Origin of the sequence: Klebsiella sp. JB_Kp031, from assembly GCF_040064295.1 — a bacterium.
In the GTDB taxonomy this organism is placed as follows: domain Bacteria; phylum Pseudomonadota; class Gammaproteobacteria; order Enterobacterales; family Enterobacteriaceae; genus Klebsiella; species Klebsiella quasipneumoniae.
Map to the genome: position 1 here is coordinate 96,109 of NZ_JBEAJW010000022.1, position 26,386 is coordinate 122,494.

General features: G+C 59.1%; 29 protein-coding genes and 2 tRNA genes. 7 read left to right on the forward strand and 24 right to left on the reverse strand.

The window, feature by feature from the left end:
• Positions 1–200: 200 nt before the first annotated feature.
• The 11 genes from ABLV64_RS07710 to ABLV64_RS07760 all read right to left on the reverse strand — a co-directional run bounded on the left by ABLV64_RS07710 (position 201) and on the right by ABLV64_RS07760 (position 11,124).
• Positions 201–1,172: an oligopeptide/dipeptide ABC transporter ATP-binding protein gene (locus ABLV64_RS07710; protein WP_049003296.1), complete on the reverse strand. Its 972-nt coding sequence runs from the start codon at positions 1,170–1,172 to the stop codon at positions 201–203.
• Positions 1,169–2,149, reverse strand: a complete 981-nt coding sequence (locus tag ABLV64_RS07715; RefSeq protein ID WP_023318454.1) for an ABC transporter ATP-binding protein — start codon at positions 2,147–2,149, stop codon at positions 1,169–1,171. Before ABLV64_RS07715 ends, ABLV64_RS07710 begins: the two co-directional genes overlap by 4 nt.
• Entirely contained in the window at positions 2,146–3,096 is a 951-nt protein-coding gene (gene opp4C, locus ABLV64_RS07720) for an oligopeptide ABC transporter permease (protein ID WP_348843247.1), read from the reverse strand. The genes ABLV64_RS07715 and opp4C overlap by 4 nt, the downstream gene beginning before the upstream one ends.
• On the reverse strand, positions 3,093–4,052 hold the full coding sequence (locus ABLV64_RS07725) for an ABC transporter permease (RefSeq protein WP_004202926.1): 960 nt from the start codon (positions 4,050–4,052) through the stop codon (positions 3,093–3,095). The genes opp4C and ABLV64_RS07725 overlap by 4 nt, the downstream gene beginning before the upstream one ends.
• A gap of 44 nt (positions 4,053–4,096) precedes the next feature.
• A complete protein-coding gene (locus tag ABLV64_RS07730; protein WP_004202925.1) occupies positions 4,097–5,800 on the reverse strand; it encodes an ABC transporter substrate-binding protein in 1,704 nt (567 codons plus the stop codon).
• Between the two features lie 148 nt (positions 5,801–5,948).
• Entirely contained in the window at positions 5,949–6,992 is a 1,044-nt protein-coding gene (locus tag ABLV64_RS07735; protein ID WP_048326362.1) for a methionine ABC transporter ATP-binding protein, read from the reverse strand.
• A 52-nt stretch (positions 6,993–7,044) separates the two neighbouring features.
• On the reverse strand, positions 7,045–7,821 hold the full coding sequence (locus ABLV64_RS07740; protein WP_130944660.1) for a MetQ/NlpA family ABC transporter substrate-binding protein: 777 nt from the start codon (positions 7,819–7,821) through the stop codon (positions 7,045–7,047).
• Between the two features lie 31 nt (positions 7,822–7,852).
• Positions 7,853–8,527, reverse strand: coding sequence for a methionine ABC transporter permease (locus ABLV64_RS07745; protein WP_004202921.1), 675 nt, complete (start codon positions 8,525–8,527; stop codon positions 7,853–7,855).
• Between the two features lies 1 nt (position 8,528).
• Positions 8,529–9,755 (reverse strand): SfnB family sulfur acquisition oxidoreductase, encoded by a 1,227-nt coding sequence (locus ABLV64_RS07750; RefSeq protein WP_186997717.1) that lies wholly within the window; start codon positions 9,753–9,755, stop codon positions 8,529–8,531.
• A 270-nt stretch (positions 9,756–10,025) separates the two neighbouring features.
• Positions 10,026–10,709: a CatA-like O-acetyltransferase, family 1 gene (locus ABLV64_RS07755; RefSeq protein ID WP_348843248.1), complete on the reverse strand. Its 684-nt coding sequence runs from the start codon at positions 10,707–10,709 to the stop codon at positions 10,026–10,028.
• Between the two features lie 31 nt (positions 10,710–10,740).
• Entirely contained in the window at positions 10,741–11,124 is a 384-nt protein-coding gene (locus ABLV64_RS07760; protein WP_004202917.1) for a VOC family protein, read from the reverse strand.
• Positions 11,125–11,214: 90 nt separating this feature from the next.
• Between ABLV64_RS07760 and ABLV64_RS07765 the strand changes: the two genes are divergently transcribed.
• Positions 11,215–11,985 (forward strand): DeoR/GlpR family DNA-binding transcription regulator, encoded by a 771-nt coding sequence (locus ABLV64_RS07765; protein ID WP_080846826.1) that lies wholly within the window; start codon positions 11,215–11,217, stop codon positions 11,983–11,985.
• A 3-nt stretch (positions 11,986–11,988) separates the two neighbouring features.
• Here ABLV64_RS07765 and ABLV64_RS07770 read toward each other — a convergent pair whose 3' ends face one another.
• Positions 11,989–12,618, reverse strand: a complete 630-nt coding sequence (locus ABLV64_RS07770; protein ID WP_064149860.1) for a LysE family transporter — start codon at positions 12,616–12,618, stop codon at positions 11,989–11,991.
• A 249-nt stretch (positions 12,619–12,867) separates the two neighbouring features.
• Here ABLV64_RS07770 and ABLV64_RS07775 point away from each other — a divergent pair, with 249 nt between their 5' ends.
• Positions 12,868–13,503, forward strand: coding sequence for a carbonic anhydrase (locus ABLV64_RS07775; protein WP_004202911.1), 636 nt, complete (start codon positions 12,868–12,870; stop codon positions 13,501–13,503).
• A 47-nt stretch (positions 13,504–13,550) separates the two neighbouring features.
• Here the strand turns inward: ABLV64_RS07775 and ABLV64_RS07780 are convergent, their stop codons facing one another.
• The 4 genes from ABLV64_RS07780 to ABLV64_RS07795 all read right to left on the reverse strand — a co-directional run bounded on the left by ABLV64_RS07780 (position 13,551) and on the right by ABLV64_RS07795 (position 16,210).
• On the reverse strand, positions 13,551–14,567 hold the full coding sequence (locus ABLV64_RS07780; RefSeq protein WP_222615980.1) for an NAD(P)-dependent alcohol dehydrogenase: 1,017 nt from the start codon (positions 14,565–14,567) through the stop codon (positions 13,551–13,553).
• Between the two features lie 152 nt (positions 14,568–14,719).
• A complete protein-coding gene (locus ABLV64_RS07785) occupies positions 14,720–14,929 on the reverse strand; it encodes a YdgH/BhsA/McbA-like domain containing protein (protein WP_004202908.1) in 210 nt (69 codons plus the stop codon).
• 84 nt (positions 14,930–15,013) lie between these two features.
• Complete coding sequence (locus ABLV64_RS07790; RefSeq protein WP_064183321.1) at positions 15,014–15,730, reverse strand: hypothetical protein; 717 nt, start codon at positions 15,728–15,730, stop codon at positions 15,014–15,016.
• Positions 15,731–15,775: 45 nt separating this feature from the next.
• The gene (locus tag ABLV64_RS07795; RefSeq protein WP_017899535.1) at positions 15,776–16,210 is read right to left on the reverse strand and encodes a winged helix-turn-helix domain-containing protein; all 435 of its coding nucleotides are present in this window, start codon (positions 16,208–16,210) and stop codon (positions 15,776–15,778) included.
• A 400-nt stretch (positions 16,211–16,610) separates the two neighbouring features.
• Here ABLV64_RS07795 and ABLV64_RS07800 point away from each other — a divergent pair, with 400 nt between their 5' ends.
• Positions 16,611–16,760: a hypothetical protein gene (locus ABLV64_RS07800; protein ID WP_002907802.1), complete on the forward strand. Its 150-nt coding sequence runs from the start codon at positions 16,611–16,613 to the stop codon at positions 16,758–16,760.
• 87 nt (positions 16,761–16,847) lie between these two features.
• Here ABLV64_RS07800 and ABLV64_RS07805 read toward each other — a convergent pair whose 3' ends face one another.
• Together ABLV64_RS07805 and ABLV64_RS07810 are read right to left on the reverse strand one after the other, a co-directional pair.
• The gene (locus ABLV64_RS07805) at positions 16,848–17,684 is read right to left on the reverse strand and encodes an MBL fold metallo-hydrolase (protein ID WP_186997716.1); all 837 of its coding nucleotides are present in this window, start codon (positions 17,682–17,684) and stop codon (positions 16,848–16,850) included.
• A gap of 7 nt (positions 17,685–17,691) precedes the next feature.
• Complete coding sequence (locus ABLV64_RS07810; RefSeq protein ID WP_048294980.1) at positions 17,692–18,207, reverse strand: hypothetical protein; 516 nt, start codon at positions 18,205–18,207, stop codon at positions 17,692–17,694.
• A 156-nt stretch (positions 18,208–18,363) separates the two neighbouring features.
• Here ABLV64_RS07810 and ABLV64_RS07815 point away from each other — a divergent pair, with 156 nt between their 5' ends.
• The gene (locus ABLV64_RS07815; RefSeq protein ID WP_032456178.1) at positions 18,364–19,248 is read left to right on the forward strand and encodes a LysR substrate-binding domain-containing protein; all 885 of its coding nucleotides are present in this window, start codon (positions 18,364–18,366) and stop codon (positions 19,246–19,248) included.
• Position 19,249: 1 nt separating this feature from the next.
• On the opposite strand, the gene ABLV64_RS07820 is transcribed toward ABLV64_RS07815, so the two are convergent.
• Complete coding sequence (locus ABLV64_RS07820; protein ID WP_186997714.1) at positions 19,250–20,170, reverse strand: AraC family transcriptional regulator; 921 nt, start codon at positions 20,168–20,170, stop codon at positions 19,250–19,252.
• A 97-nt stretch (positions 20,171–20,267) separates the two neighbouring features.
• Here ABLV64_RS07820 and ABLV64_RS07825 point away from each other — a divergent pair, with 97 nt between their 5' ends.
• Entirely contained in the window at positions 20,268–21,020 is a 753-nt protein-coding gene (locus tag ABLV64_RS07825; RefSeq protein ID WP_186997713.1) for an SDR family oxidoreductase, read from the forward strand.
• Between the two features lie 121 nt (positions 21,021–21,141).
• Here the strand turns inward: ABLV64_RS07825 and ABLV64_RS07830 are convergent.
• Positions 21,142–21,218: transfer RNA gene (locus ABLV64_RS07830), tRNA-Val, on the reverse strand.
• Between the two features lie 4 nt (positions 21,219–21,222).
• Positions 21,223–21,299 (reverse strand) — tRNA-Val (locus tag ABLV64_RS07835).
• 253 nt (positions 21,300–21,552) lie between these two features.
• Here ABLV64_RS07835 and ABLV64_RS07840 point away from each other — a divergent pair.
• On the forward strand, positions 21,553–22,131 hold the full coding sequence (locus ABLV64_RS07840; protein ID WP_004202897.1) for a TIGR00730 family Rossman fold protein: 579 nt from the start codon (positions 21,553–21,555) through the stop codon (positions 22,129–22,131).
• Between the two features lie 139 nt (positions 22,132–22,270).
• Here ABLV64_RS07840 and asr read toward each other — a convergent pair whose 3' ends face one another.
• Together asr and mdtK are read right to left on the reverse strand one after the other, a co-directional pair.
• On the reverse strand, positions 22,271–22,621 hold the full coding sequence (gene asr / locus ABLV64_RS07845; RefSeq protein WP_004202896.1) for an acid resistance repetitive basic protein Asr: 351 nt from the start codon (positions 22,619–22,621) through the stop codon (positions 22,271–22,273).
• 177 nt (positions 22,622–22,798) lie between these two features.
• The gene (mdtK, locus tag ABLV64_RS07850; protein ID WP_004202895.1) at positions 22,799–24,172 is read right to left on the reverse strand and encodes an MdtK family multidrug efflux MATE transporter; all 1,374 of its coding nucleotides are present in this window, start codon (positions 24,170–24,172) and stop codon (positions 22,799–22,801) included.
• A gap of 229 nt (positions 24,173–24,401) precedes the next feature.
• Here mdtK and ABLV64_RS07855 point away from each other — a divergent pair, with 229 nt between their 5' ends.
• Entirely contained in the window at positions 24,402–25,037 is a 636-nt protein-coding gene (locus tag ABLV64_RS07855) for a riboflavin synthase (RefSeq protein ID WP_004202894.1), read from the forward strand.
• A 36-nt stretch (positions 25,038–25,073) separates the two neighbouring features.
• On the opposite strand, the gene cfa is transcribed toward ABLV64_RS07855, so the two are convergent.
• Entirely contained in the window at positions 25,074–26,222 is a 1,149-nt protein-coding gene (gene cfa, locus ABLV64_RS07860; protein WP_023318439.1) for a cyclopropane fatty acyl phospholipid synthase, read from the reverse strand.
• Positions 26,223–26,386 lie beyond the last annotated feature (164 nt).

Below are 26,386 nucleotides of genomic sequence, written 5' to 3' on the forward strand. Positions count from 1 at the left end.
CGCGCCCCGCTAAATTTGTCGCCGGCAGGATCGCTCCCGGGCGTGTCGCAAAAAAATGCCCGAAGCCATCGGGCAAAAATGAACAAAAATATTACGCTTCATTCATAACGCGTCTCACAAGACGGAGCGGATAGTAAATCCTGGCGCCGCTGTGCACAATCGGCCGGTTGTTTAGAAATAAATAACCCCGCCGATCGCGCTCAGGACGCGACCCAATGGCAGGCGACCCGATGGCCAGGGGCCACTTCGCGCAGCGCCGGCGCTTCTCTGCGGCACCGCTCGCCGACCTGCGGGCAGCGGGATGAAAAGCGGCAGCCGGCGGGAGGATTGGTCGGATCCGGGATCTCGCCTTGCACCAGCGCCTGCGGTTCGCTGTGCGGGTCGAGGGTCGGCACCGCCGCCAGCAGAGCGCGGGTGTAGGGATGGAGGGGGCGGCTGAACAGCGCGTCGCGGCTGGCGCTTTCCACCAGTTGCCCGAGATACATCACCGCCACATCGTCACATAAATGTTCCACCACCCCGAGGTCGTGGGAGATAAACAGAAACGTGACGCCGCGGTCGTCGCGCAGGTCGGAAAACAAATTGATGATCTGCGCCTGAATCGACACATCGAGGGCCGAGATGGGCTCATCGGCGACGATAAAATCCGGGTTGAGGATCAGCGCCCGGGCAATACCGATCCGCTGGCGCTGGCCGCCCGAAAACTGATGCGGAAAGCGGGCGTAGTGTTCCGGCGCCAGGCCGCAGATCTTCATCACGTCGATCACCCGGTCATAGAGCTCATCGCGGGTGCAGAGCTTGTGCTGCAGCATGGCTTCGCCTATCGCCTCGCCAATACGCAGCCGCGGGTTCAGCGAGCTGTAGGGATCCTGAAATACCAGCTGCATCCTCGGCCGAATGGCGCGCAGGGCGGGCCCGGTCAGGTCGGCCAGCTCCTGACCGTGAAATTTCACGCTGCCGGCGCTCTTCTCGTACAGGCCAAGCAGGGTTCGGCCGACGGTGGTTTTGCCGCTGCCGGACTCGCCCACCAGGCCAAAAATAGTGCCCGGACGGATGTTAAAGCTGACGCCGTCCACCGCGCGAAGCTCGCCGGTCTGCTGGCCAAAGAGGCCGTCGCGCAGCGGAAAATACTTCTTCAATCCATCCACTTCAATAACATAGCGATCGCTCATGCTGTCGCCTCCGCAAATTCGCTATAAAAGCAGGCGGCCCGCTGGCGCTCGCCGAGCAGCGGCGGAATCGCCTCCCGGCAGCGCGGCGTCGCCCGTTCGCAGCGCCCGGCAAAAGCGCAGCCCGCCGGCAGGGCGGCCAGATCCGGTACCTGACCGGGAATCGAGTACAGTCGCCGACGCCGCTCGCCCGGTACCGGGCGGGAGGCGATGAGCCCACGCGTATAAGGGTGCTGCGGATGGCGTAGCACCTCCGCCGTGGCGCCCTGTTCCACGATCCTCCCGGCATACATCACCACCACCTGTTCGGCCATCTGCGCGATCACCCCCAGGTCGTGGGTAATCAGCATCATCGCCATCTGGCTGGCCCGCGCCCGGTCCCGCAGCAGGCGCAGGATTTGCGCCTGCACGGTGACGTCCAGCGCGGTGGTCGGTTCGTCGGCAATCAGCAGTTTGGGCTGACAGCTCAGTGCCATGGCGATCATCACCCGCTGCAGCATGCCGCCGGATAGCTGGTGGGGGTAGCTGGCCATCAGGCTGTCGCCGCGCGCCAGGCCGACCTCGCTTAGCAGCCGGGTAGCCAGCTGCCAGGCGGCTTTCGGCGTGGCGCCGAGGTGGCGGATCGCTGGTTCGCACAGCTGTTCGCCGATGGTCAACACCGGGTTCAGGGCCGACATCGGTTCCTGAAAGATCATGGCCAGCTGGTGGCCGCGCAGGTCGGCCATCTGTCTGGGGTTCAGCCGCAGCAGATCGCGGTCCGCGAAACGAATTTCGCCGCCGTCGATGCGCGCTGCCTGCGACGGCAGCAGGCCCATCAGCGCCATGGCGGTGACGCTTTTGCCGCAGCCGGACTCGCCCACCACGCCAACGGTTTGCCCGGCCTGAATCGTGAAAGAGACGTCCTGCACCGCGCGCACGCGATGACGTTCGCCAGCGAAAGAGACGGAGAGATGATTAAAAGAGACTAACGGTAGGGTCATTTCAGCCTCGGTTTCATATTGGGATCCATGGCGTCGCGCAGGCCATCGCCCAGCACGTTAATGGCGATCACGGTGAGAAAGATGGCGATCCCAGGTGGCATCCACAGCCAGGGACGGCGCTGGAAATCGATCAGGCTATTGGCGGCATCCATCATATTGCCCCACGACGGCGTTGGCGGCACCACGCCGAGGCCGAGATAGCTCAGCGCGGATTCGCTGAGAATGGCGTTGGCGACAGCCATGGTCGCCATCACCACCAGAATCGGAATGGTATTCGGCAGCAGGTGGCCAAACAGCCGGCGACGCGCCGACAGGCCCAGTACTTGGGTGGCCAGCATAAAATCGCGTTCGCGCAGGGAGAGACATTGCCCGCGCACCAGCCGCGCCAGTCGGGGCCACTCCAGCAGGCTGAGCATTACCACCACCATATAGATGCGCGAGTCCGGGGAAAAATCGAGCTCGGAAAGCATCGCCCCGGCAACAATCAACAGCGGCAATCCAGGGATGGTCATCACCAGGTCGGCCACGCGCATGATCACTTTGTCGGTTAACCCACCGACATAACCCGAGAGGGCGCCGAGCAGATAGCCGAGGAATACCGACATCACCATGGTCAGCAGGCCGATAATCAGCGAGATGCGCCCGGCCAGCAGCAGGCGGGTGTAGACATCGCGACCAAGGAAATCGGTCCCCAGCCAGTGTTCCGCGCCGGGCGGTTGGTTGATGCTCAAGGCGTCCGTGGCATCATCTTTCCACGGCGACCAGACGGGCCCCAGCACGCACCACACCGCCATTACGGCCAGCAGGATCAGGCAGAACATGGCCAGCCGGTTACGGCGCAGCTGTCGCCATCCCTGGCGCCAGGGAGAGGGGGTAATGTGCGCCAGCGCCGGGATAGCCGCCTGCCGCTGGCGGCGACGGGAAGCAAAGTAAGACAGGATCATCATGACCTCACCCGAATACGTGGATCGGCCCAGGCGTACAGCACGTCGGCGAGCAAATTACCGACTATCGTCAGCACCGCCAGAAACAGAGTAAACCCCATCAGCACCGGATAGTCGCGGGCGGCCAGCGAGTCGATATGGATGTGGCCTGCCCCCGGCCAGTTGAATACCTTTTCGGTAATGATCGCCCCGGAGAACAGCCCCGGCAGCTCAAAGCCCAGCAGGGTGATGATCGGCAGCAGGGCGTTGCGCAACGCATGTTTAAGGATCACCGTGCGCTCATGTAATCCCTTGGCGCGGGCGGTACGGATAAAATCCATTTTCACCACGTCGAGCATACTGGCGCGCACATAGCGCGTCAGGCTGCCCGCCTGCAGCATCACCAGCGCCAGCACCGGCAGCGCCAGGTGGGCAGCCACTTGCAGCACATACTGCCAGCCGCTTTCGTCGCTGCCGGTATTGGTCATCCCGCCTACCGGCAGCCAGTGGAGATCGACGGCAAACCATTTAATCAGCAACAGGCAGAGGAAAAAGGTGGGGAATGACATGGCGGCAAACACCGCAACGCTCACCAGATGATCAAACCAGGAGCCAGGTCGCAGGGCCGACACCACGCCGACCGCCAGGCCAATGCCCCAGTAAAAGACCAGCGCGACGCTGGCCAGCAGAAAAGAGTTCCAGATGTACTGATTGAGCAGTTGGCTGACCGGGATCTGATACTGCAGCGAAAAACCTAAATCGCCTCGCAGAAGCTGTCCCAGCCAGTGGAGATAGCGGGTGAACAGCGGCTGGTCGAGGCCATAGATCGCCTTCAGCTCCGCAGCGCGGGCGGCGGTCAGGGTAATATTGCCATCGATAAAGTCGCCGGGGGTTTTGGCAAACAGCATAAAAATAATGAACGAGGCCAGCAGTAGCATCGGCAGCGTTTGCAGCAGGCGCCTCAGGATGAAATTTTTCATGACGATCTCGCATCAGCCGCCGGTTAACCCGGCGGCCAGGGGATTTACTTAACGATTTTCACATCCGGCAGGCTGCCGGTCAGGCCGTTGTAGATATCCGGTTTAAAGCCGGTGACGCGGGCGCTGCTGGCGGAAAGGATGTTGCGATAGCCGAGCAGGATCACCGGCGGATCGTCGGCCAGCACTTTATACAGCTGGTGATAGATCGGCTTGCGCTTTTCGATGTCGAGCACCGCGTTGCCGGCGTTAATCAGCTTATCGACCTCCGCGTTGTGGTAGCCGGACTCTTTAGCTTCGCTGCTGTAGAAATCCCATACCCCGTCGTGCGGGTCGTTGAGAGTGCTGGTGCTGAACGAGGCGAGATCGTAATTTCCGGCTTTGCGCTGCGCCATCAGAGCGTTGAAATCCACCACCTGCGGCTTAAGCAGCACGCCGATCTGCCGCCAGTTCTCTTTGGCGATGGGGATCAACGCATCGTTGAGCACCTTCTTGCTCACCAGCAGGGTTAGCTCCAGGCGTTGGCCCTCTTTGACGCGGATACCGTCGGCGCCAGCTTTCCAGCCGGCCTCATCCAGCAGCTTTTTCGCCTGCGCCGGATCGTAATGGTAAGGATTGACGCCTTCTGCGTTAAAGGCCCAGGAGATCGGGGCGATCGGCTCGATGGCGACTTTGCCGTACCCCTGATAGACCACGTCGATCAGCTTCTGCCGGTCCAGGCCGTAAATCAGCGCCTGGCGCACCCGCTTATCCTGCAGCGCCGGACGATGAACGTTGAATTCCACCTGGCTGTAGTCGCTGGAGCCGTAAAGATTAATGTTGGCGAAGCCGAGCATCTTCAGCTGTTCTATATCGTCAGGACGCGAGGTAAAGGCGTCGTAGTCGGTCTCCCCGGTCTGGAACAACTGGAAGTTGGTCGACGGATTGGTCACGCGATAGATAAAGCGCGGCGTTGGCGGCGTCCCACGGTAAAAATGGCTATTGGCATGGAAACGAATTTCCTGACCGGGAATATAGGTATCGTACACGTAAGGGCCGTTGCCCAGCGGCTTGCCGTGCAGTGAGCGCAGATAGTCGAGATGTCCCCGTTGATATCCTTTGCCGTACCAGGCTTTCGACAGCACTGGCCCGCCAATTTTGGCCAGCGTGGTGGCGCCTGGCTGGGTGGTGGTCACCTGAAGAGTGAGCGGGTCGATGACCTTCAGGCCGCTGACGCTGTCAGCCTTGCCGGCTTTGTATTCTGCGCCGCCAGCGATATTGGCCAGGGTGATGTCGGTATCGCCATCATATTTGGGGTCGAGCAGGACCGTCAGGGTAAAGGCGACATCTTCCGCCGTCAGCGGTGAACCATCGCTGAAGGTCAGACCAGGGCGCAATTTGATGGTATAGACTTTACTGTCCGGGCTGACCGTCCAGCTCTCCGCCAGCCCCGGGACCAGCTTGCCCTGGCTGTCCCAGTCGATCAGGCGTGAAAAAATGACGTTCGTGACGTTCTCATCCCAGCCGTTGACGAAAAAGTAGGGGTTAAAGATCCCCTGCGGCTCGGAGATCCCGGCCACCACCGTGTCTTTGCGCAGCTTGGCGCTGGCCGGGATCTGACTGGCGTCAGTGGCCGGGGTGATGCCTTCTTTCAGGAGACCCTCAGCAAAGACAGCAGAAGAAAATGCTACCACGCCGCCGAGCAGGGCCACTTTTAGCGCCAGGGCGAAGCGGGTTTTTTGGGTTTTTAATCCTTGTTGTAATCTGGACAAAAGTGCTACCTCATCAAGTGATTGCGTGGTGATTTACAATTCATGACGAAAGATAAGAGGCGCACTTCGCCCTGTCTAACACTGAAACGCTATGATTTATAACCAATTATCCTTAGCAAAGGATCGGAAATATAATTCCATTCTATGGCTATGGCGCAGTGGTTTCCGCTGCCTGAAGAGGGTGGGTCAAAATGCTGTCCGCGACCCAGCCATCCTGCACCAGCGCGCTGGCGGCCAGCGGCCCGCTCAGCCGGACCTGCAGCTGGCCGATGACCCGGCCCTGGATACGCTCGCAGTTGCTGTACAGCAGGCGGGCGTCGCCCCCCAGCAGGCTGGCGATATGCTGCAGATTGGGTTCGCGACCGCTGCTGCCGTCAAACCGTAAGGTCACGATCTGCTCGCCGTCGCGCAGCGATGGCCCGGCCTCCGGGCGATCGGGGTGCTGCAGGCCGAGCATAGCGCGCGTCACCGGATGCTGCGGGTTGCCAAACACGCGCCAGACCTCCCCCTGTTCGACAATGCGTCCGCCTTCGAGCACACTGACCCGATCGCAGAGGGTGCGAATAACCTCCATTTCGTGAGTGATCAGCACGATAGTCAGCCCCAGGCGCTGGTTAATCTCCTTCAGCAGGGTTAACACCGACAAGGTGTTTTCCGGATCCAGCGCCGAAGTTGCCTCATCGCACAGCAGAATTTCCGGTTGAGTGACCAGCGCCCGGGCGATGCCGGTTCGCTGTTTCTGGCCGCCGGAAAGGCGGGCAGGGTAGCTGTCGCGCAGGGCGCTGAGGCCCACCAGCTCAAGCATTTCCGTAACCCGCCGCTGACGTTCGCCGGCCGGGATGCCAGCCATCTTCAGCGGCAGCGCAATATTCTGCGCCACGGTTTTGGTGGCCATCAGGTTAAAGTGCTGAAAAATCATCGCCACCCGCCGACGCAGGTCGCGCAGCTGGCGCGGGGAGTAGCGAACGGTCGACTCGCCGTGGATGAACATCTCGCCGCTATCGGCACTTTCCAGGCGATTAAACAGGCGCAGCAGGGTGGATTTTCCGGCGCCGCTGCGGCCGATGATGCCGAAAATTTCGCCCTGACGGATGGTCAGGTCAATGTCCTGTAGCGCCTGCACGCCGTTAGGATAGGCTTTGCTGATACCAGCAAACTCAATATGGATCGGTGGGGCGGGGATATGCGTCACGATGATGCGCTCCGTTAGCCCGGGCAGCGGCTGTCGCCGCTGCCCGCGGTGATTAAAATCCGGGTAAAATTTTGCCCTGATAACGCGTCAGAATGAACTGACGAACGGCGTCCGAATGCAGCGCTTGCGCCAGTTTCTGAATGCCCGAGTCCTGAATATTGTCCGGACGCGCCACCAGATATTCGACGTACAGATCGCTGCCTTTTTCCACCAGCAACGCTTTATCGGTGTCGATACCAGCCTCCAGCGCATAGTTGGCAAAGATAAAGGCGAGGTCGACCTGCTTCACCGCCCGCGCCAGCATGGCGCCCTCCAGTTCGCGGATTTTAAAGTGATGCGGGTTGCTGGTGATGTCCTTCGTTGCCGATTGCGGATTGTGCGGATCCTTGAGGGTAATCAGCCCGGCGTTGCTTAACATCACCAGCGCGCGTCCGGTGTTCACCGGATCGTTAGGAATGGCGATCGTCGCCCCGTCCGGCACCGCGGTGAGACTCGTGTATTTGCTGGAGTAGGCGCCGAAAGGTTCGATATGCACCCCGACCACCGGAACAAGGTTGGTATGCCGGGTCTGGTTGTAGTTATCGAGAAACGGACGGTACTGGTAGTAGTTAGCGTCGAGGTGTTTCTCCGCCAGCTGCTGATTGGGCTGTATAAAATCGTTAAATACTTTGATCTGTAAATCGACGCCTTCCTTTGCCAACACGGGCTTCACAAACTCCAGGATTTCCGCATGCGGTACCGGCGTGGCGCCGACGATCAGCGTCTCGTTAGCCATTGCTGTGGTGGAGAAGAGGGCCAGAAGTCCGGCGGCGATAATGGATTTTTTCATGATAGTGATTCCTGAAACCTGGAAGGATAAGTTATTTGCGGCTGACGTAGCGCACCAGGCGGTCGCCGCTCATTTGCAGAAGCTGTACCAGCGCAATCAGCATCAGGACGGTGACCACCATCACGTCAGTCTGAAAGCGCTGATAACCAAAACGAATGGCCAGATCGCCCAGCCCACCGCCGCCAATCACCCCCGCCATCGAGGTGTAGTCGACCAGCAAAATGGCCGTCACGGTCACAGCGGCGATCAGCCCGGCCCGCGACTCCGGCAACAGCGTGTGCCAGATAAGCTGCCAGGTGCTGCCGCCCATCGACCAGCTGGCCTCCACCAGGCCGTGCTCCACCTCGCGCAGTGCGGTTTCCACCAGCCGGGCGAAGAACGGGGCGCAGCCGGCGACCAGCGGCGGAATGGTTCCTTCCACCCCCAGCGAGGTGCCGGTCAGCAACGTGGTCAACGGGATCATGACAATGAGTAAAATGATGAACGGCAGGGAGCGCAGCACGTTGACGCACAATGACAACAGGCGGTAAAGACGCGGGGCGTACAGCAAACGCGGCTCGCCGGTGAGATAGAGTACGATCCCCAGCGGAAGGCCCAGCAGCACGGTCCAGCCCAGCGACCAGGCCAGCATGGTGAGGGTATCGAGGGCGGCCTGGGCCACATCGCTCCAGTCGATTTGTGCGAAAAATGCCAGCAGACTCGTCATATCAGTTCCAGTCATGTCGTTGCGGACGAATACCGTTCAGAACCCAGTTTCCGAGCAGCTGATACTTCCAGCGTACCGGGTCGTGCAGGGTGTGCACCCGGGCATTGCGCCAGTGGCGGTCGAGGTTGAGCGACTCACCGGTAGCCCGCGTGCCCCCCAGCTCAAACAGGCGGCTGGCGGCCTCCAGCGCCACTTCAGTGGTCCAGATTTTGGCGCGGGCGACGGCCAGCGATGCCTCGGCGACATGTTCCTCACTGAGGTCATTTTTATAGCGGTCGAGCACCCGTCCGGCCCGCTCCAGCAGCGCGTCGGCAGCGGCAAGACGGCTATCCAGCTGACCGATATGGTAGATAGTCAGCGGGTCGTCACTGGCCCGCGCCACACCGGCGTCGATCCACGGTCGGGCGCTGTTGCGCACGAACGCCACGGTATCGTCCAGCGCCGCGCGGGCGATACCGGCGTCTATCGCCGCGGTGGTCAACTGGGCAAAGGGGCCGGCAAGGGTCGGGCTAGCGTAGGACTTCCACGTTGGGAAAAGGTGGAAGGGATTGACCGGAAGATTATCGGCCAGTACGGTGCCGCTGGCGGTAGTTCGCTGACCGAGGCACGCCCAGTCATCGACCACCGTCAGCCCCGGGCTGTTCTGTGGCACAAAGGCGAGCTGGGCGCGATCGTCAGCATCCAGCGCCAGAATGCCAATCCAGTGGGCATACAGTGATCCGGTGCAATAGCCTTTACGGCCAGTGATCCGCAGCCCCTCGGCGCCTTGCACGATACGGGTACGAATATCGAGGACCGTTTTCCCCCCGGTTTCCGACAGGGCATTGGCGAAGCGATAGCCTTGCAGTGCCTGGGCGAAAAAGAACGCCTGCTGGTCGTCGCTGCCCTGCAGACGAATATCTTCCAGCAGGCAATAGTGGTTCTGGGGAATCTGACCTAACGATGGATCGGCCGCGGAAAGAATGGCAATGACCTGCGCCAGGGTCGCGGCCGAGACCTCGGCGCCGCCAAAGCGGCGCGGCACCGTAATACCCCACAGCCCGCTGTTGGAGTAGGTATTGACGATCTCCACCGGGACGATACCCGTGCGGTCGCGCTCGGCGGCGCCGGGTTTGAGCACGGTGGCAATCTCATCGGCGATGGCGAGGGCTTCCGCATCGCTGGCAATAATATGCGCCTGCGGCGAGGACTGGGTGTAAGGCAGAGCGGGTGAACTGGCTGACATCATCTTCTCTCTTATTCAGTGAATAGCTTATGCGTAAATTGGATAAATAAATTATTCATAATGCCCATGGGTTATATGTATGAGTAAGCAAAACACGTGCCAGCGAGAGAGGAAGGCAGGTTGGCGATATTTAGCGGGGTGGCTATGTCTGCTGACGGAGCGGACTGCTGCAAATGCAGCGCGCTTTTGCGCTGCCTGTTGCAAAGGCGACAGTTAGGGAAAAGCGACCTCCGGACAGAGGGAAGACTGCCCGGCGGTGAGTGTGGCGAGTTCTCAGCGATCCTTCGCCGTAGGGGGGAGCAGTGAGGGGGCGGTCGCGGTTAGCGGCTGCCAGAGCCGCTCGGGGTCACGAAACCCCGCTTCGACGAGGGCATAAAAGCGGCTGGCATGGAGACCATCGACGAAGGCATGGTTAAATCGCCCGGCTACCGGGATCACGCCGTTCTGCAGTTTCCCCCAGGTGAGCGCAGGAACCGCGGCGCCCACCGCGTATTCCGCATGGGTCATCGAAGTAAAGTGGAGCCACGGCAGACAGCTGGCGCAGATAAAATGTTCGCCATCGACGATGAGCGGCGCCGGCGGTGTCTCTCTTGCCGCGACGATCTTCGGCGTTGCCGCGGCGCTGAAGGCGGTGAACTCGGCAGCGTTGTCGCACCATACCTGGCGGAAGCCCTCCTCGACGGTCATCACCGGCGTCATGACCGCCAGGCTGCCATATTCAATCACCTCGCCATCGCGCACGCGCTGCCGGAGCTGCGGCACCCCGTTGGCCGCGCGCAGCAGGGCATAGAGCGCGAGCTGAAAAAATGAGACCCGCCGGTCCTTCGCACATTCGTACAGGCGCTGCGCCTCTATCGGAACGCAGAGATTAAAGCTGGGGTTGGCAAATTGTCGGTAAAAGGTGAAATGGTCCCGGCGGGGCCAGGCCGCGGTGTCGATGATCCGGTAACGTGCCATGGATGCCTCCTTATAGCTGGCGGTCTACTGACTATGCGACGATTTCAATCAGGTTGCCATCGGGATCGGCGATCACCGCCTCATAATAGCCGTCGCCGGTGGTGCGCGGGGGTGAAACCAGTATTCCCGCCGCTCCAGCGCGTTGGGCAAGGGCATCGACCTGTTCTGCGCCGCCCACCGAGAGGGCCAGATGCGCCCAGCCGGTATGGTTATTATCCGCGCTGGCCTGCTGCAGGCCAGGCTTGGTCATCAGCTCGATCACTACTTCGTCGTCGATGGTGACAAAATAGGAGGCAAATCCGGGGTTGGTCTGGCTGAGGTATTTTTCATTAATACTGGCGGCAAAGAACTCGACCCAGAAGCGGGCCTGAGCCTCAAGCTGTTGGGTCCACAGAGCGAAATGGGCAATTTTCATGGTAAACCTCCGGGCAGGAACATTGACAATCACAGCAGGGCAGACGATCATGCTTACTGTTGCTCGTTTATGATTATTTAAGGAGTTGATTTGCTCGATTATGCTGCTTTTCCCCAACAGCGACAAGCGCTGATTTGCCAGATCCTGCAGGAAAACGGCAGGGTGGTGTGTGCGGATCTGGCGGCGCGTCTTCAGGTGTCTGAGCATACTATCCGCCGCGATCTGCATGAGCTTAGCCGCGAAGGCGTCTGTAAAAAAGTCTACGGCGGGGCGGTGTTGAGCCTGCCGGAAGCGGGAGACTACAGTGAACGGAAAGATAAAAACCGAGCAACAAAACTCAGGATCGCGCAGCAGTGCGCCCGGCTGGTGAAACCCGGCGGCACTATTTTCATTGATACCGGCACCACCAATCTGGCGATGGCCGAGGCGCTGCCCGCCGAGCTTGCGCTGACAGTGGTGACGAACTCTCCGGAGATCGCCGCGGTGCTGGTGAAAAAGCCGCTCTACGACGTGGTGATGCTCGGCGGTCAGGTGCAGCGGGCGAGCGGGGGCTGCGTTGGGGCCGCGGCGGTGGCTCAGGTGCAGGGGATGTTATTCGACCAGGGGTTTATCGGCGGCTGCGCCATGGCGCCAGAGTCAGGCCTGACCGGTTTTGACTATGCCGACTGTGAGTTTAAGAAAGCGGTGATTAAGCAGTGCAGCGAAATTATCATCGGCCTGACCTCGGATAAAATTCCGGCGGTGGCGCGGTTCGTGGTGGCCGCGAGCAGCGATATCGATGTGCTGGTGGTGGAGGATAATATTAGTCGCGAATATCGCGTTGCCTTTCAGCAACACGATATCCGTATCCATACCGTGTAGCCGCTAGCGGGTGAGAGAGGTCGCGATAAGCCGCAGGCCCAGCGCCCCCAGCACCGTCGCGGTGGCGATATCGATTCGCCGCTTCAACCGCAGGTAGACCCGACGCGGGCGATCGGCGGAGAGCACCAGCGCCACCAGCGAATACCAGCTGACGTCAATCAGAAAACTCATCAGCGGCACGATGTAATAGAACGCGGTGGGGATCTGCGTCGGCAGCAGGGCGGTAAAAATTGAGGCAAACACCAGCGCGGTTTTGGGATTGCTCAGCTGGGTATACAGCCCGTCGCGGAAGGTCTTCAGCAACGAACGGTTACCGGCCATACCGTTGGCGGAGAAATCCATCGGCTGCGCCGAACCGCGGAAAATCTTATAGCCCAGCCACAACAGGTAGAGCCCGCCCGCTACTTTCAAGCCAATAAACAGCTCCGGCACCGCGGTGAGCACCTTCTGCAGGCCCAGCATCGCCATAATAGAAAAAATGGCGGCGCCGGCGCCGGTGCCGAGGGCGGTCACCAGACCGTGCAGGCGCGAGCGGGCGACCGCATTGCGCGCGACAAAAATAAAGCTCGGGCCGGGACTGATCACGCCCATGATCAGCACCGCGGCAATGGCCATCAGGCTGGATAAGAACATAGCAACTCCTGGTGTGTTCGCCGCCGTCAGGCGGTCGGCAACGTGGGGACGGTACGAGCAGACAGAGTAGCAAACTGGCTCAGGAAAGCACGTGAAAACCCTGTGGAATAGGCGAGGCTGAATGGGCATCCGCGGCGCGCGTTTTCTGCGCAACTGTTTGAATAACGATTCCCATTCTTGTCAGCAATGGTAAACTGAATAACTGTGATCTTTGTCATACCGTAATAACTACAGAGAAGAGACACTGCTATGCAACATATCATTGAGGGCTTCCTCAACTTCCAGAAAGAGATCTTCCCCCAGCGTAAAGAGCTCTTCCGCAGCCTGGCTTCCAGCCAGAATCCCAAAGCGCTTTTCATCTCCTGCTCTGACAGCCGTCTGGTGCCGGAACTGGTTACCCAGCAGGAGCCGGGACAGCTCTTTGTTATTCGTAATGCCGGGAATATCGTGCCGTCTTTCGGGCCGGAGCCGGGCGGTGTATCCGCGACCATTGAGTATGCCGTGGTTGCGCTGGGCGTGACTGATATCGTGATCTGCGGCCACTCAAACTGCGGGGCGATGAAAGCGATCGCCACCTGCCAGTGCCTGGAGCCGATGCCGGCGGTGTCTCACTGGCTGCGCTACGCTGATGCTGCAAAAGCGGTGGTGGAAAAGAAAACCTGGGCCAGCGAAACCGATAAGGTCAACGGCATGGTGCAGGAAAACGTCATCGCTCAGCTGAACAACATCAAAACCCACCCGTCGGTGGCCGTCGGCCTGCGCGACCATACCCTGCGCCTGCACGGCTGGTTCTACGACATTGAAAGCGGCGAGATTCAGGCGCTGGATAAAAACACGAAATCCTTTGTTTCGCTGTCGGACAATCCGGACGTCTTTTTCGAATAAAGCCGTTCCCAGGGCACGGAGGCCCTGTTCATCTCATCTCCTCACCCCTACCACTCCACGCAAATTTTGCCGAAATGGGCGCCGCTTTGCAGATAGCGGAAGGCGTCTGGTAAGGCCGCAAAATCAAACACTTTATCGATGACCGGCCGCGACGCCTGCAGGTTCAGCGCGTTGACGTAGTCCTGTTGTTGCCGGCGATGACCCACCACCAGCCCCTGCAACCGGGCCTGTTTACTCATCAGCAGATGGGTGGGCACATGACCTTCGAAGCCAGTCAGGACGCCGATGAGGGCGATGTGTCCGCCAATACGGACGGCTTCGAACGACTGGCTCAGGGTGCCCGGTCCGCCGAGCTCGAGGATAATATCGGCCCCGCGATGACCGGTGATGTCCTGCACCGTAGCACCCCACGCCGGGGTGGTGCGGTAATTGATGAGATGGTCAGCCCCCAGCGCGCGCGCGCGGGCGAGCTTTTCATCTGATGAGGAGGTGACGATGACCTGCGCGCCCATGCTTTTCGCCAGCTGCAGGGCGGTTATCGACACGCCGCCGGTGCCGAGCGTCAGCACCGTATCGCCCGCTTTTAGCCGCCCCTCCACCACCAGCGCGCGCCAGGCGGTGAGGCCGGAGGTGGTGATAGTCGCCGCTTCCCTGAAGCTCCATCCGTCAGGCGCATGGGTAAAATGGCTGGCCGGTCTGACCACATACTGGCAGGCAAACCCCTCGGCGCCGTCGCCCGGGGTCTGGCTGAAGTCCTTCACCTGCGGGCCAGGACGGCCATCCAGCCACTGCGGGAAAAAGCCAGCCACCACCCGGTCGCCTGGCTGAAACTCGCTGACTCCGGCGCCAACCGCTTCGACCACCCCCGCGCCGTCCGCCATCAGGATCCGCCGATCGGCGGTAGGAATCACCCCCGTCGCTACCAGCAAATCGTGATAATTCAGGGAGGTGGCGTGGAGCGCTACGCGGATCTCGCCTGCCGCCGGCGCGCCGGGGTCGGCAAGATCGACAAGCTGCAGATTGTCCAGTGAACCGGGTTTGTTGACGATCCAGGCTTTCATCATCGGGTTCTCTTTTCCGGGGGATGCGGTAAGTATTGGCCCGGAATTGGCTGAACGCTACAGCGCGCCGCTCAGGAAATCACTGCCCGGAGAAAGAGGCGAAAAAAAAGCGCCGTTTTTGACGGCGCTTTTTTCATTGCGAAAGAACGAAGAGATTATTTGCTCAGCTCAGCCGTCATATGGACGCGATTATTAAACTGGGCGCTGGTGATTTTATAGGACGCACCCTGCTCAGCGGCCTGGGCGGCGATTTTGGCTTCAGCACGGTCCAGGGTGGAGGCGGTGGCGCTGACGCTCTGGGCGAAGCTAACGGAAGAGAACAGTGACAGTGCAGCAACAGCAACGAAAGTTTTGATGGATTTCATGGTCGTATTCCTTAATCTGGTGTCTGATATAGGGCTTGTCGCCCTGATGTGATAAAGAATACGCGCAATACCTCGTGGTTAAAATCAAAACAATTTGCGAAACTCATTCAAATTATATGAATGATTTTCGGCCGATCGCGATGCGGCACGTCGTTGCCGGGCTGGCCGTACTCCTGGTCTATAGCAGCTGAGATCGGCGCAGAGGTGGCTAAACGTGGCCTCCGCGGTCATAAAATGATGAAAATGGGTATGGCTGACGAGGCGAAAATTCATTTTGATCCGCTCCAGTCCGTTATAAACCCGCTTGCGATTAACCCCCAGCGCGTCCGCCATCTGATTAATTGACTGTCCGTCGACCACGCCACGAATCATCTGCATCTCCAGGTCATTAAGTGGGGCTCGCAGCCGGGAGGAGTGACTCTGACGCTGATGGCGCGGCGCGAAAGGGCGGCTACGGTCTGCCAGCCGGCGCAGAAGGCGGCCGATCTCGTGAACGCTTTCCCGTTGGCTGACCCACAGGAGGGTATCCGCGTAAAAGGCGCGTCCGCGTCTCACATTGTTGGCGGAGGTAAATCCGACCACCAGACCGGGATAGCGCTGGGCTAATTCAGCAGCGGCCTGATAATCGTGATAGTTTTCCAGCGCTAAAATAATTACATCCATCCCGGCCAGATCGGGCAGATGGCTGAGCGGCAGTGAATGAATAATATTCAGACCGGGCAGGGTTTCCTGAATATCTCTGAAACACTGGGCGAGGCCGATATTAAAATAAATATTATTGCTGTGAATTAAAATATTCAAAGAATAAATCCTGTTGCAAGCGATCTAAACGGCGTGGAGAGGAGATTAGTTGCGAACCAGGAGCTTATTCATATCAGCAGGCGAGTTATTTATATAATTCATCATGCCCGGCGGTTTGAAGGAATAAATTTCGGCTACGCAAGCAGGGTTAATATAATACCCTGCGCATTTAACGCGGACAATTAACGTGCTTTCGACCCCCGCCTGGTTTAAGCGAGATTTTAGGGTCTGGATAACCTGCCATAATCGCTGCGCGGACGGACGGAGATTATTTTTTTCCCAGACGTTAATCATTAACTCTTCATCGCTGACCAGACGTTCTCTGCCATGCGCCAGCAAATACTCCAGTAAACAAGCCATGGTGCTGCGCAGCTGAACCTGCGTTCGCGTCCCACGTAACGCGATAATTTCCCGATGATGCAGGCAGTAGAAAATATTATCCGCTAACTTATAGCCAAGTAGTTTATAGCCTGTAGTCATCCACCACTCCCTGACAAATCCCCGTATTGCCGGTGCAGAGTACCCGCCTGCGGCGGTCTGACCAAGTGAATTTTATTAGCTAGAATAATCAAAACAATTAACCACATTAGCATACATAACTAGAATAAAAATCTGATAATCTTGCCCTCTTCTGTTGGATTATGTGGTATAGGAAAAGTCTTAATCAAGCGGTGGCCGAAGTTAAACGGTTGAAAATATAGGTGGCGAAATCAAAAAATCGCACTTACATTGATCTAGATCAATTTAATACCTTTCAGGTGGCAATCACCATTTACATAGCAAAACAAAGATTGAAATAACTACGTTTAAGCGGTGATAAGCTGATTCTGAACTTATGGAATTACCCAGGGAACTGTTCATTACTTTCAGGAGCGTTTTTATGGTCATTGCAACTCGTAAGCCTCTGTGCAACAAACGCTGGTCCGCCAGCCCGGCCTCTCAGGATCTTCAGTTGACCCAACTGCGTCACCCATGGGTCGCCACCAAAGCCAGCTGCAAAAGTAAAAAAGGCTGGAAGAGCCGCGGTTAACGGCTAGTCCACTTCCCCAGACACCACGTCCCGGTCGCGTTAATGTCACGACCGGGGTTTCGCTGTGATCGGTGTTCGCCGCGAAGGTCACACCGGGCGCAGGCAGTAGCCTGAGGCGGTATTCTCCACGCGGGCGAAACCTGGCAGGCCAAGATGCATACCGGCGATGAGCCACCGTTCGCTGGCGGCCTGGCGCAGCAGACTTTCCCGTGTATGCCGGGCCTGGTCAGGATCGACGTCAAATGCCACCGACACCTCTGGCCGGGCGCTCTGGATCGAGGGAAAGTGGACGATATCCCCCCAGATTAGCAGCGACGTTCCGCCCGCCTCAAGGCGATATCCGGTATGCCCTGGCGTATGGCCGGGCAGGGGACATGGCCGGATCCCGGCTACCGGCTCGTCTTCATCAATATCACGAATTCGCGTCGCACAGATCGCCATTATGCGGCGGACGAGCAGCACGTTACGTTGTCCACGATCGCTGGCGTTGTCCAGTGTCGATGGCGCCAGCCAGTAAGCGCTTTCCCGCGAGGGTAGGAACACCATGGCGTTGGGATAAGCCGGTGTACCGGCGGCGGTCAGCAGGCCGCCGATATGGTCCGGGTGCGCGTGAGTGAGAAGGATGGTGTCAATTTCCTCAGGGCGCACGCCGAGCAGCGCCAGATTGGCAATAAGCGCGCCGCCGACGCCGTTGGCCCCGCCGGTGCCGGTATCCACTAGCACCGTGTGCCCGCGTCCGCGGATCAGGTAAGCGCCGATCTCGATGGCCTCCGGCGAGGTTAACCCGGCCTGGCGCTGCAGACGCGCCGCCTCTTCAGGGGCGATCCCCGCGAGTAGCGTCAGCGGCGCTGTCATCTGACCATCACTGATGGCGCTTATCGTCAGGTCGCCTGCTGTCAGGGTATAAAAGGGAGCAGGTGTCATGTTGACCTCACGCTTGCTCCGCCGGGTGACGCAACCTGGCGGTAATGGGCTGATAGATAAAGACCGCGGCAGAGGTGACCCGGTGATGCAGATCGTCACGCGGGACGATGGCGGCATAGCGGGTATGCCGGGTGGCCAGACCCCCGGGCTGCAGGACGATCGGCGCAGCGACGGGCAGGGCTTCCGCGGTATCGCTCAGCAGCAGCACCTCGTCAGGAGCCACCTCCCGCAGCGCGTGAGTCGTGAGATAGAGGTGGCGATGCCAGTCGGCGATCGCCGATTGCCAGCGGGCAAAATGACCCCCACCATTGCGGCGATAGGCGTCGCTGTCGAGGACGGCGGCATCGCGGATATCGTGTAGGGCCAGGTAGCGAGGGCAGCCCTCGCTGAACGCGCAGAAGCGCTGGGAGGCATGAAAACCGGGCACCGAGACCAGCGCCGGCAATTTTTCCCGATTGTAAAAGGTATTCCACGCCGCTTCGCTTTGCGGGTCGGTGTAGGCGCATTCGACGACATAGAGCATAGTGACCTCGAGAGACAGATGATTCAGCGCATAACGCGTTTTAGTGAGTTTTCTTCATCATATCCGGCAATAATGGCGCTGAAAAACGATGTTTATTCATCACTCAGTGATATTATGTCACTGACTTTCAATGGGCCCGCACAAGGAGCATTGGCTATGCGTCGTAAAATCCCCAGCAGCGCTGCGCTACTGGCCTTTGAGGCCGCCGCCCGCCACGGCAACTTTGCCCGCGCGGCGGCGGAGCTCGCGTTAACGGAAGGGGCCATCAGCCGGCAGATCGCCCGTCTGGAAGCGCTCCTCGACAGCAAACTCTTTGACAGGATCGGGAGCCGGGTACGGCTCAATCCGGCTGGCGCCCGCTATGCCAGACAGGTCCGCGAGATCCTCAGCAGGCTGGAGCGGGAAACCCACGACGTCAGCGGGATGCCCGCCGATGGCCGCAGTCTCGAGATCGCCGTGCTCCCCACCTTCGCCAGCCGCTGGCTCATCCCCCGGCTCGGGCAGTTCACGGCGCAGCATCCGCATATCGTGGTCAATATCGCCGCCCGCAGCGACCCCTTTATTCTGCCGGGCAGCGGATTTGATGCGGCGATCCATTTTGATCACCCGGCGTGGACCGGAATGGATGTGACGTTTTTATTTGCGGAGTATCTGCTGCCGGTCTGTCATGCCGCGCTGCTGACGGATGACGATCTCCCGGGGCTGCTGAACCGGCTGCCGCGCATTCATCGGCGGCAAAACCCGGACGCCTGGCTGCACTATGCCCGCGAATGCGGTCTGGCGCTGGATAACCCGGCGCAGGGGCCGCGCTATGATCTGCATGAGATGGCAATCGCTGCGGTACTCAGCCAGCAGGGCGTGGCCCTGGTGCCGAAGATGTATGTGGAGAGCGAACTGCGCAGCGGGACGCTGGTCGCCCCATGGCCGGGCTTGCCGACGCTGGCCAAGCGCTTTTGCCTGATCAAACCCGGCGGCGGCGAGGGGGAGCCGGCGCTGCAGGTGTTTGAGCGCTGGCTGCAGACGACGATTGCGGCAGGTTAACTTATGGCGGGCCTTGGGGGCACTGCGCCGCCCGCTGGCGGGCATATTTGCCCGGCGATATCCCGGCATATCGGGTAAAGGCCACGCTGAACGCGCTGGTCGAGCCATAGCCGAGGCGCTCGGCGATATCCGTTATGCTGATGCCCGTCTCGCCCAGCCACTGCATGGCCAGGGTCATGCGCCAGCTCAACAAATAGCCCATCGGGGTCATTCCGGTCAGGCCGGTAAAGCGTTCAAATAACGTCGAGCGAGACAGCGCGCAGTCGGCGGCCAGGGCGTTGACGGTCCAGCGTCTGGCGGGGGCCTGATGCAGCAGGCGGATTGCCTGAGCGACCCGCGGGTCGCTCAGGCCGCGCATCAGTCCGGGGGTGGCGAGCGTTCCGCAGGATCGGATGGCCTCGATAAACAGCAGCTCAACCATCCGCGCCAGAACGAAAGATTTGCCTGCGCGATCCGCCTGGGCTTCCTCTTTCAGCAGCCCGACAAAGGTGGCCAGCCGCGGCTGGTCGCGAACCACCACTAAGGCGGGCAGCAGGGAGGTTAGCAGGCTGGCGTTATCCGAATCGGCAGCGCAGTGGCCAATCAGCGCCTGCATCTCCGCTGGCTGGTCGAGAGCTCCCAGGCGAAAGTGTTCCGCCGCAAGCTTCACCGGGGTGGTCTCCAGCGCCGGTGAAGGCGGCGGGGTCAGGCTGGTTAACGCGAAGCGGTACGCCGCCGGGATCAACATAAAATCCCCGGCGCGCAGGATCTGCGGCGCATGCTGGTCTATTTCCAGCCGACAGCCGCCTTCCAGTACCACGCCGTAGAACGACATCCCCTGGTCTGAACGTTTAACGCGCCATTCTCCCGCCCCCTCAATGGTTTTGGTCAGCACCGCTCTGAGATTGAGCATCGCTATGATTTCCGCCAGCGGGTCGCTCATTTCCGGACTCCTGCTAAAGAATAATGGATTATTGACCCTATATCGTCCGGAGCGGGCTGTCTATGATGAAAAGGAAGAAACCAACGGAGACAGAGAGATGCAAACGATTATGATCACCGGCTGTTCATCGGGTTTTGGTCTGGAGACGGCACGTTATTTTCTTGAACAGGGCTGGAAGGTTATCGCCACGATGCGGGTTCCGCGCGAGGATCTGTTGCCGGCCAGCGACCGTCTGCGGCTGGTGCGTCTTGACGTCACCTCAGCGCAGAGTATCGCCGAGGCGATTGCCGAGGCCGGAGAGATTGACGTTCTGGTCAATAACGCCGGAGTGGGGATGCTCAATGCCCTGGAGGGGGCGTCACACGAGGCGATAGCGAACCTGTTTGCCACCAACACGCTTGGGACTATCGCCATGACCCAGGCGGTACTTCCCCGGTTCAGAGCGCGCCGTAGCGGGACGATCATTAATATCACCTCGGCGGTCACCCTGCAGCCGATGCCCCTGCTGGCGGTCTATACCGCGAGTAAAGCGGCGGTGAATGCCTTCACGGAGTCGCTGGCGCTGGAGCTGTGGCCCTTTAATATTCGCGTCGGTGTGATCCTGCCGGGACGCGCTCCCCAGACCCGCTTCGGGGAAAACGCTCGTCGAACGATGGGCCAGCTCCCGGAGAGCTATGCGCCGCTCGGCCAGCAGATCCTCGACAGCATCCAGGATAACGCCAGCGTGACGCAGGCTGCCGATGTGGCTCAGGCCGTCTGGCGGATGGTGAACGATCCTCAAGCCCCTTCGCGGTTGCCGGCAGGGGAGGATGCCCTGGCGATGGCGCAGGCTATTCCTGGTCGCGAATAATCGGGTTTCGCTTTGTCGCTGGCAGGGTTCGATGACGTTCAGGCTGGAAGCGCAGAAGGCGTGCGTTTTCCGGTCACGATGCAGCAGGCTAATGTTGAGGGGGAATGATACGAAACGAGATTGGTGCGTCTGAATGGACTCGAACCATCGACCCCCACCATGTCAAGGTGGTGCTCTAACCAACTGAGCTACAGACGCATTATGGTGCGTTTAATTGGACTCGAACCAACGACCCCCACCATGTCAAGGTGGTGCTCTAACCAACTGAGCTACGAACGCAATGTTGTGGTGACAACGGGGACGCATATTAGCGGCAGGCAGGGGATGTGGCAAGAGGTAAACGTCACTTTTCTTGTACATTGTATGCGATTGCGGATCTTTTACCCACTCCGGCGATATTTTACTGAACCACAAGGATATTTCTTCGCCAGCAGGCGCCTCGCCTCTCTTTTCTTTGCCGGTCTCACCCTGCGCGTAAGGGTTGCCGTTGTGTTAAATTATCGCCCACCAGAAGAGAGGAGTAATAAGGAAGATGAAATCGATTGGTATTTTCTGCGGTTCTTCAGCTGGCGAACATCCGCTGTATCTCGAAACCGCCCGACGGGTTGGCCACATGCTGGCGCAGCAGGGACTGGCTGTTGTCTATGGCGGCGGCAAAGTTGGCTTGATGGGGGCGGTTGCCGATGCGGCGCTGGAGGCCGGGGGCACGGTCATCGGCGTAATGCCGCGCGGCCTGGTGGAGCGGGAAATTGCCCACCGCGGGTTGACGGAGCTGCATGTGGTGGAGGATATGCACGAACGAAAAACCAAAATGGCGGCGCTGGCCGACGGCTTTATTGCTCTGCCGGGCGGAGCGGGGACGCTTGAAGAGATTTTCGAACAGTGGACCTGGGCGCAGTTGGGCATCCATGAAAAACCGTGCGCATTCCTGAATATCAAGGGGTATTACGATCCGCTGCAGGCGATGGTCAATAACATGGTACGGGAAGGATTTATGCACCCGCGCTACGCGGAGATGCTGCCGTTTGCTGCTTCGCCAGAGGAGATTATCGCCGGTTTCCGCGACTATACGCCGCCGGCCCGTAAATGGGTTCAGCAGCCCGCTATTTAAACATCAAGCGAAGGGTAAACAGCGCGCAGACGATGAGCAGAACCAACAGCAATTCGAAGCGATAGCGTTGCAGCATGATGTCCTCCTGAAAAAAACCGGCGCTATTCAGCGCCGGTTTATCACCTTAACGCCCTGACCGTTATGCCGCCGGTTGTACCGCCGGTTTGGCTGCGTGGTGCGCCGCTTTATGGTGTTTCTTTGCTGCCTGGGCTTTCTGCGCTGCTTCCGGTTTCGCCGCGGCTTTGTGATGCTTCTTCGCTGCCTGGGCTTTCTGCGCTACGGCCGGTTTTGTCGCCGCTTTATGGTGTTTCTTCGCTGCCTGGGCTTTCTGTTCGGCTGCCGGTTTCGCCGCCGCTTTGTGATGTTTCTTGTGGTGAACGGTGGTGTGGCTGGCTGCGGTAGCCGGGGTGGTGGTCGCGGCGTCGGCTGCGAAAGCAACAGATGACAGACCCATAGCAGCGGCAACAACCAGAGCTAATACTTTTTTCATGCTGAAATCCTCGAATTGGTTTCCTGAGTAACCCCACTGCGGGGCTGTTGGCCACACTATATGCATCTCCGGGGCGCTCATCAGTGAGTCTTTGGTGTCGGGGAGTAACGGAATGTACAACGTCGGAACATAACTGAAGAAAGAAAAAGCCCGCCAGGGTGGCGGGCTTTGGCAGGATTAGCGCGCGGCGCGCTGTAAGATGATGCTGGAGGGCTGGCGCTGCAGAAAACGCATCCGCAGCATCATCATAATAGCGGCGGAGGTCAGGCCGATGATAAATCCGCACCAGAAGCCGGCGGGCCCCATGCGGGGGACAATCACGTCGGTCAGCGCCAGCAGGTAGCCGCTGGGTAAACCCAGCACCCAGTACGCGGTAAAGGTGATAAAAAAGATAGACCGCGTATCTTTATAGCCGCGCAGGATACCGCTGCCGATCACCTGAATAGAGTCCGAGATCTGGTAGACCGCCGCCAGCAGCATCAGATGCGAGGCCAGCATCACCACCTCCGGGTTATCGTTGTACAGCAGGGCAATTTGCTTACGCATCAGCACGGTAAAGATAGCGGTAAACACCGCCAGGCAGACGCCCACGCCCACACCCGTACGGGCGGAAACCTGGGCATCGATCGTTGAGCCCTGGCCGAGGCGGAAGCCGACGCGAATGGTGACCGCGGCCGCCAGCGACAACGGCAGAACGAACATCAGCGAGCTGAAGTTCAGCGCAATCTGGTGGCCGGCGACGTCAATGATCCCGAGCGGGGAGACCAGCAGCGCGACGACGGCAAACAGGGTCACTTCGAAGAATAGCGCCAGGGCGATGGGTAGCCCCAGCTGCACCAGCCGCAGCAGGACGGCGAAATCGGGGCCGCTGAAGCCCTCGGCGCAGCGGATATCGCGCATCGAACGCGACCGGCGCACCCACCACAGCATGCTGGCAAACATCACCCAGTAAACGGAGGCGGTCGCCACGCCGCAGCCGACGCCGCCCAGCTCTGGCATGCCGAAATGGCCATAGATAAAGATGTAGTTCACCGGAATGTTGACCAGTAAACCGATAAAGCCCATGACCATTCCGGGCTTGGTTTTTGCCAGCCCTTCACACTGGTTACGGGCGACCTGGAAGAACAGATAGCCCGGCGCCCCCCACAGCAGCGCGCGCAGATAGCCAACCGCTTTCTCCGCCAGCAGCGGGTCGATATTATGCATGGAGCTGATGATATACCCGGCGTTCCACAGCACGACCATGATCAGCACCGAGACCAGCCCCGCCAGCCAGAAGCCCTGACGCACCTGCGGCGCGATACGCTCCCGCCGCCCGGAGCCATTAAGCTGCGCCACCACCGGGGTCAGCGCCAGCAGCAGCCCATGGCCGAAGAGAATGGCCGGCAGCCAGATGGAGGTTCCGATGGCCACCGCGGCCATATCGGTGGCGCTGTAGCCGCCCGCCATCACGGTATCGACAAAACCCATCGCCGTCTGCGCTACCTGCGCAAGAATGACGGGTATAGCCAGAGCTAATAACTGACGCGCTTCAATGAAATACTTCTGCACGTGAACACCTTTGTATTGTTGTTATTTTGAGACTAAAAAAGCCGCCGTAACTGGCAGCAAGGGGATAAAAATGAGGAAATTCCAGTCTATTGTAGCGAGGATTAGCCATTAAGCCAGTGAAAAAAGAGTCGAGGCACGAAGCGCGCTGGCAACCGCTCAGCCCTCCTGTTATTGTTCCCGATAGCGAAAACGGTAATGATACCGTCATGATTTTCAACAGGAGCCAAACATGTTTACTGGTATTGTTCAGGGAACCGCGAAAGTGGTCTCCATTGATGATAAACCCAATTTTCGCACCCACGTGGTGGAGCTGCCGGCGCATATGCTGGAGGGGCTCGAAACCGGGGCATCGGTAGCCAACAACGGTTGCTGTCTGACGGTGACCGACATCAACGGCGCGCGCATCAGCTTTGATCTCATGAAAGAGACGCTGCGGATTACCAATCTCGGCGATATTCAGGTCGGGGATGAAGTTAACGTCGAGCGGGCGGCGAAATTCAGTGATGAAATCGGCGGGCATTTGATGTCCGGCCATATTATGACCACCGCGGAAATCGTGAAGATCCTCACTTCCGAAAATAACCGTCAGATCTGGTTTAAAGTACAGGACCCGACGCTGATGAAATATATCCTTTATAAAGGATTCATCGGTATCGATGGCATCAGCCTGACGGTAGGTGAGGTGACGGCAACCCGATTCTGCGTGCATCTTATTCCGGAGACGCTGCAGCGGACCACGCTGGGGGCGAAAAAGCTGGGCGACCGCGTCAATATCGAGATCGACCCGCAAACCCAGGCGGTTGTCGATACGGTCGAACGCGTGCTGGCGGCGAAAGAGATGGCGGCAAAGGTCAGTGAAGCCTGAAAAAAAATCCCCCGCCGGTGAGCGGGGGACTGTGTTCTAACGGGCGACGCGCAGTCCGTGTTCAACCCCGCGCGAGAACACCACCTGCCAGAGCTGAATGTCGCGGGCGCGGAAGGCGCCGGCGCAGGCGTTCAGGTAATAACTGAACATGCGTTTGAAACGCTCTGAATAGTTATCGGCAATTTCCGGCCAGCTGGCGAGGAAACGCTCATACCAGGCCATCAGGGTGGTGTCGTAATCGGCGCCGAAGTTGTGCCAGTCTTCCATCACAAAATGCTTCTCGCTGGCATCGGCGATCTGCCGTACCGACGGCAGGCAGCCGTTGGGGAAGATATATTTATTGATCCACGGGTCAACGTTATGGTCGGTGACTTTGGAACCGATGGTGTGCAGTAAGAAGCGGCCGTTGGGTTTTAAATTACGATCGGCGACCTCAAAGTAGGTGGCGTAATTTTTGGGACCCACATGCTCGAACATGCCGACGGAGACAATGCGGTCGAAGCTGTCGTGCAGATCGCGATAATCCTGAAGACGAATCTCTACGTCAAGGCCATCGCAGCGCGCCTGGGCCATCTTTTGCTGTTCGGCGGAGATGGTCACGCCGACAACGCTCACCTGGTAATTTCGCGCCATATATTCGGCAAGACCGCCCCAGCCGCAGCCGATATCCAACACTCGCATGCCTGGCTCGAGCTCCAGCTTACGGCAGATGAGATCCAGCTTATCCTGCTGCGCGGCTTCGAGGGTCTGCGCCTCTTTCCAGTAACCGCAGGAATATTGCATGTAGGGATCCAGCATCCGGCTGAATAGATCGTTGCCGAGGTCATAGTGCTCTTTGCCGACAATCCAGGCGCGTTTTTTACTTTGCAGGTTAAACAGGCGAGCGCCTGCGATGCGGAGTGTGTCTTTGAAATGATGAGGGAGTTGTTTTTCCAGCCCGGCGCGGAGCACTTTATGGAAGAATATATCCAGACGCTCGCAGTCCCACCAGCCGTCCATATAGCTTTCGCCTAAACCCAGCGACCCCTCCTGCAATACGCGTTTAAAAAAAAGAGGGTTTTTAATCCGCAGGTCTGACGGCGCGGAGCCGTTGATTTCAATTCCCGCACGGCCCAACAATTCAGCTGCAATCCGGTACCAGTCATCATTTGGTACACTTACTTCTTCTATACACGATGAACTCATAGCTTCTCCATCACGCCCAAGTGATCAGAACCTTAAAACAGCGTAGACGCTTTTTTGGCTTTGTGAGAAATCTCACGGATAATCCGTGAAGTCGCTATCCGACGTAGAACAGAGGAAGGGAGATAACCCTTGCCGAAAGGCCTTCCATGGTGAAACGGAGGCAT

What these genes read in the sequence shown, in the direction of transcription:
- ABLV64_RS07780 (WP_222615980.1), bottom strand. Translation starts at nt 14,567, where the DNA reads ATGATGAAAGCCTGGATCGTCAACAAACCCGGTTCACTGGACAATCTG.
- ABLV64_RS07770 (WP_064149860.1), bottom strand. Translation starts at nt 12,618, where the DNA reads ATGTTCTTATCCAGCCTGATGGCCATTGCCGCGGTGCTGATCATGGGC.
- ABLV64_RS07785 (WP_004202908.1), bottom strand. Translation starts at nt 14,929, where the DNA reads ATGAAATCCATCAAAACTTTCGTTGCTGTTGCTGCACTGTCACTGTTC.
- ABLV64_RS07715 (WP_023318454.1), bottom strand. Translation starts at nt 2,149, where the DNA reads ATGACCCTACCGTTAGTCTCTTTTAATCATCTCTCCGTCTCTTTCGCT.
- ABLV64_RS07725 (WP_004202926.1), bottom strand. Translation starts at nt 4,052, where the DNA reads ATGAAAAATTTCATCCTGAGGCGCCTGCTGCAAACGCTGCCGATGCTA.
- cfa (WP_023318439.1), bottom strand. Translation starts at nt 26,222, where the DNA reads ATGAGTTCATCGTGTATAGAAGAAGTAAGTGTACCAAATGATGACTGG.
- ABLV64_RS07855 (WP_004202894.1), top strand. Translation starts at nt 24,402, where the DNA reads ATGTTTACTGGTATTGTTCAGGGAACCGCGAAAGTGGTCTCCATTGAT.
- ABLV64_RS07840 (WP_004202897.1), top strand. Translation starts at nt 21,553, where the DNA reads ATGAAATCGATTGGTATTTTCTGCGGTTCTTCAGCTGGCGAACATCCG.
- ABLV64_RS07750 (WP_186997717.1), bottom strand. Translation starts at nt 9,755, where the DNA reads ATGATGTCAGCCAGTTCACCCGCTCTGCCTTACACCCAGTCCTCGCCG.
- ABLV64_RS07815 (WP_032456178.1), top strand. Translation starts at nt 18,364, where the DNA reads ATGCGTCGTAAAATCCCCAGCAGCGCTGCGCTACTGGCCTTTGAGGCC.
- ABLV64_RS07805 (WP_186997716.1), bottom strand. Translation starts at nt 17,684, where the DNA reads ATGACACCTGCTCCCTTTTATACCCTGACAGCAGGCGACCTGACGATA.
- ABLV64_RS07760 (WP_004202917.1), bottom strand. Translation starts at nt 11,124, where the DNA reads ATGAAAATTGCCCATTTCGCTCTGTGGACCCAACAGCTTGAGGCTCAG.
- ABLV64_RS07820 (WP_186997714.1), bottom strand. Translation starts at nt 20,170, where the DNA reads ATGAGCGACCCGCTGGCGGAAATCATAGCGATGCTCAATCTCAGAGCG.
- ABLV64_RS07800 (WP_002907802.1), top strand. Translation starts at nt 16,611, where the DNA reads ATGGTCATTGCAACTCGTAAGCCTCTGTGCAACAAACGCTGGTCCGCC.
- ABLV64_RS07795 (WP_017899535.1), bottom strand. Translation starts at nt 16,210, where the DNA reads ATGACTACAGGCTATAAACTACTTGGCTATAAGTTAGCGGATAATATT.
- ABLV64_RS07810 (WP_048294980.1), bottom strand. Translation starts at nt 18,207, where the DNA reads ATGCTCTATGTCGTCGAATGCGCCTACACCGACCCGCAAAGCGAAGCG.
- opp4C (WP_348843247.1), bottom strand. Translation starts at nt 3,096, where the DNA reads ATGATGATCCTGTCTTACTTTGCTTCCCGTCGCCGCCAGCGGCAGGCG.
- ABLV64_RS07740 (WP_130944660.1), bottom strand. Translation starts at nt 7,821, where the DNA reads ATGAAAAAATCCATTATCGCCGCCGGACTTCTGGCCCTCTTCTCCACC.
- ABLV64_RS07755 (WP_348843248.1), bottom strand. Translation starts at nt 10,709, where the DNA reads ATGGCACGTTACCGGATCATCGACACCGCGGCCTGGCCCCGCCGGGAC.
- ABLV64_RS07775 (WP_004202911.1), top strand. Translation starts at nt 12,868, where the DNA reads ATGCAACATATCATTGAGGGCTTCCTCAACTTCCAGAAAGAGATCTTC.
- ABLV64_RS07825 (WP_186997713.1), top strand. Translation starts at nt 20,268, where the DNA reads ATGCAAACGATTATGATCACCGGCTGTTCATCGGGTTTTGGTCTGGAG.
- asr (WP_004202896.1), bottom strand. Translation starts at nt 22,621, where the DNA reads ATGAAAAAAGTATTAGCTCTGGTTGTTGCCGCTGCTATGGGTCTGTCA.
- ABLV64_RS07710 (WP_049003296.1), bottom strand. Translation starts at nt 1,172, where the DNA reads ATGAGCGATCGCTATGTTATTGAAGTGGATGGATTGAAGAAGTATTTT.
- ABLV64_RS07745 (WP_004202921.1), bottom strand. Translation starts at nt 8,527, where the DNA reads ATGACGAGTCTGCTGGCATTTTTCGCACAAATCGACTGGAGCGATGTG.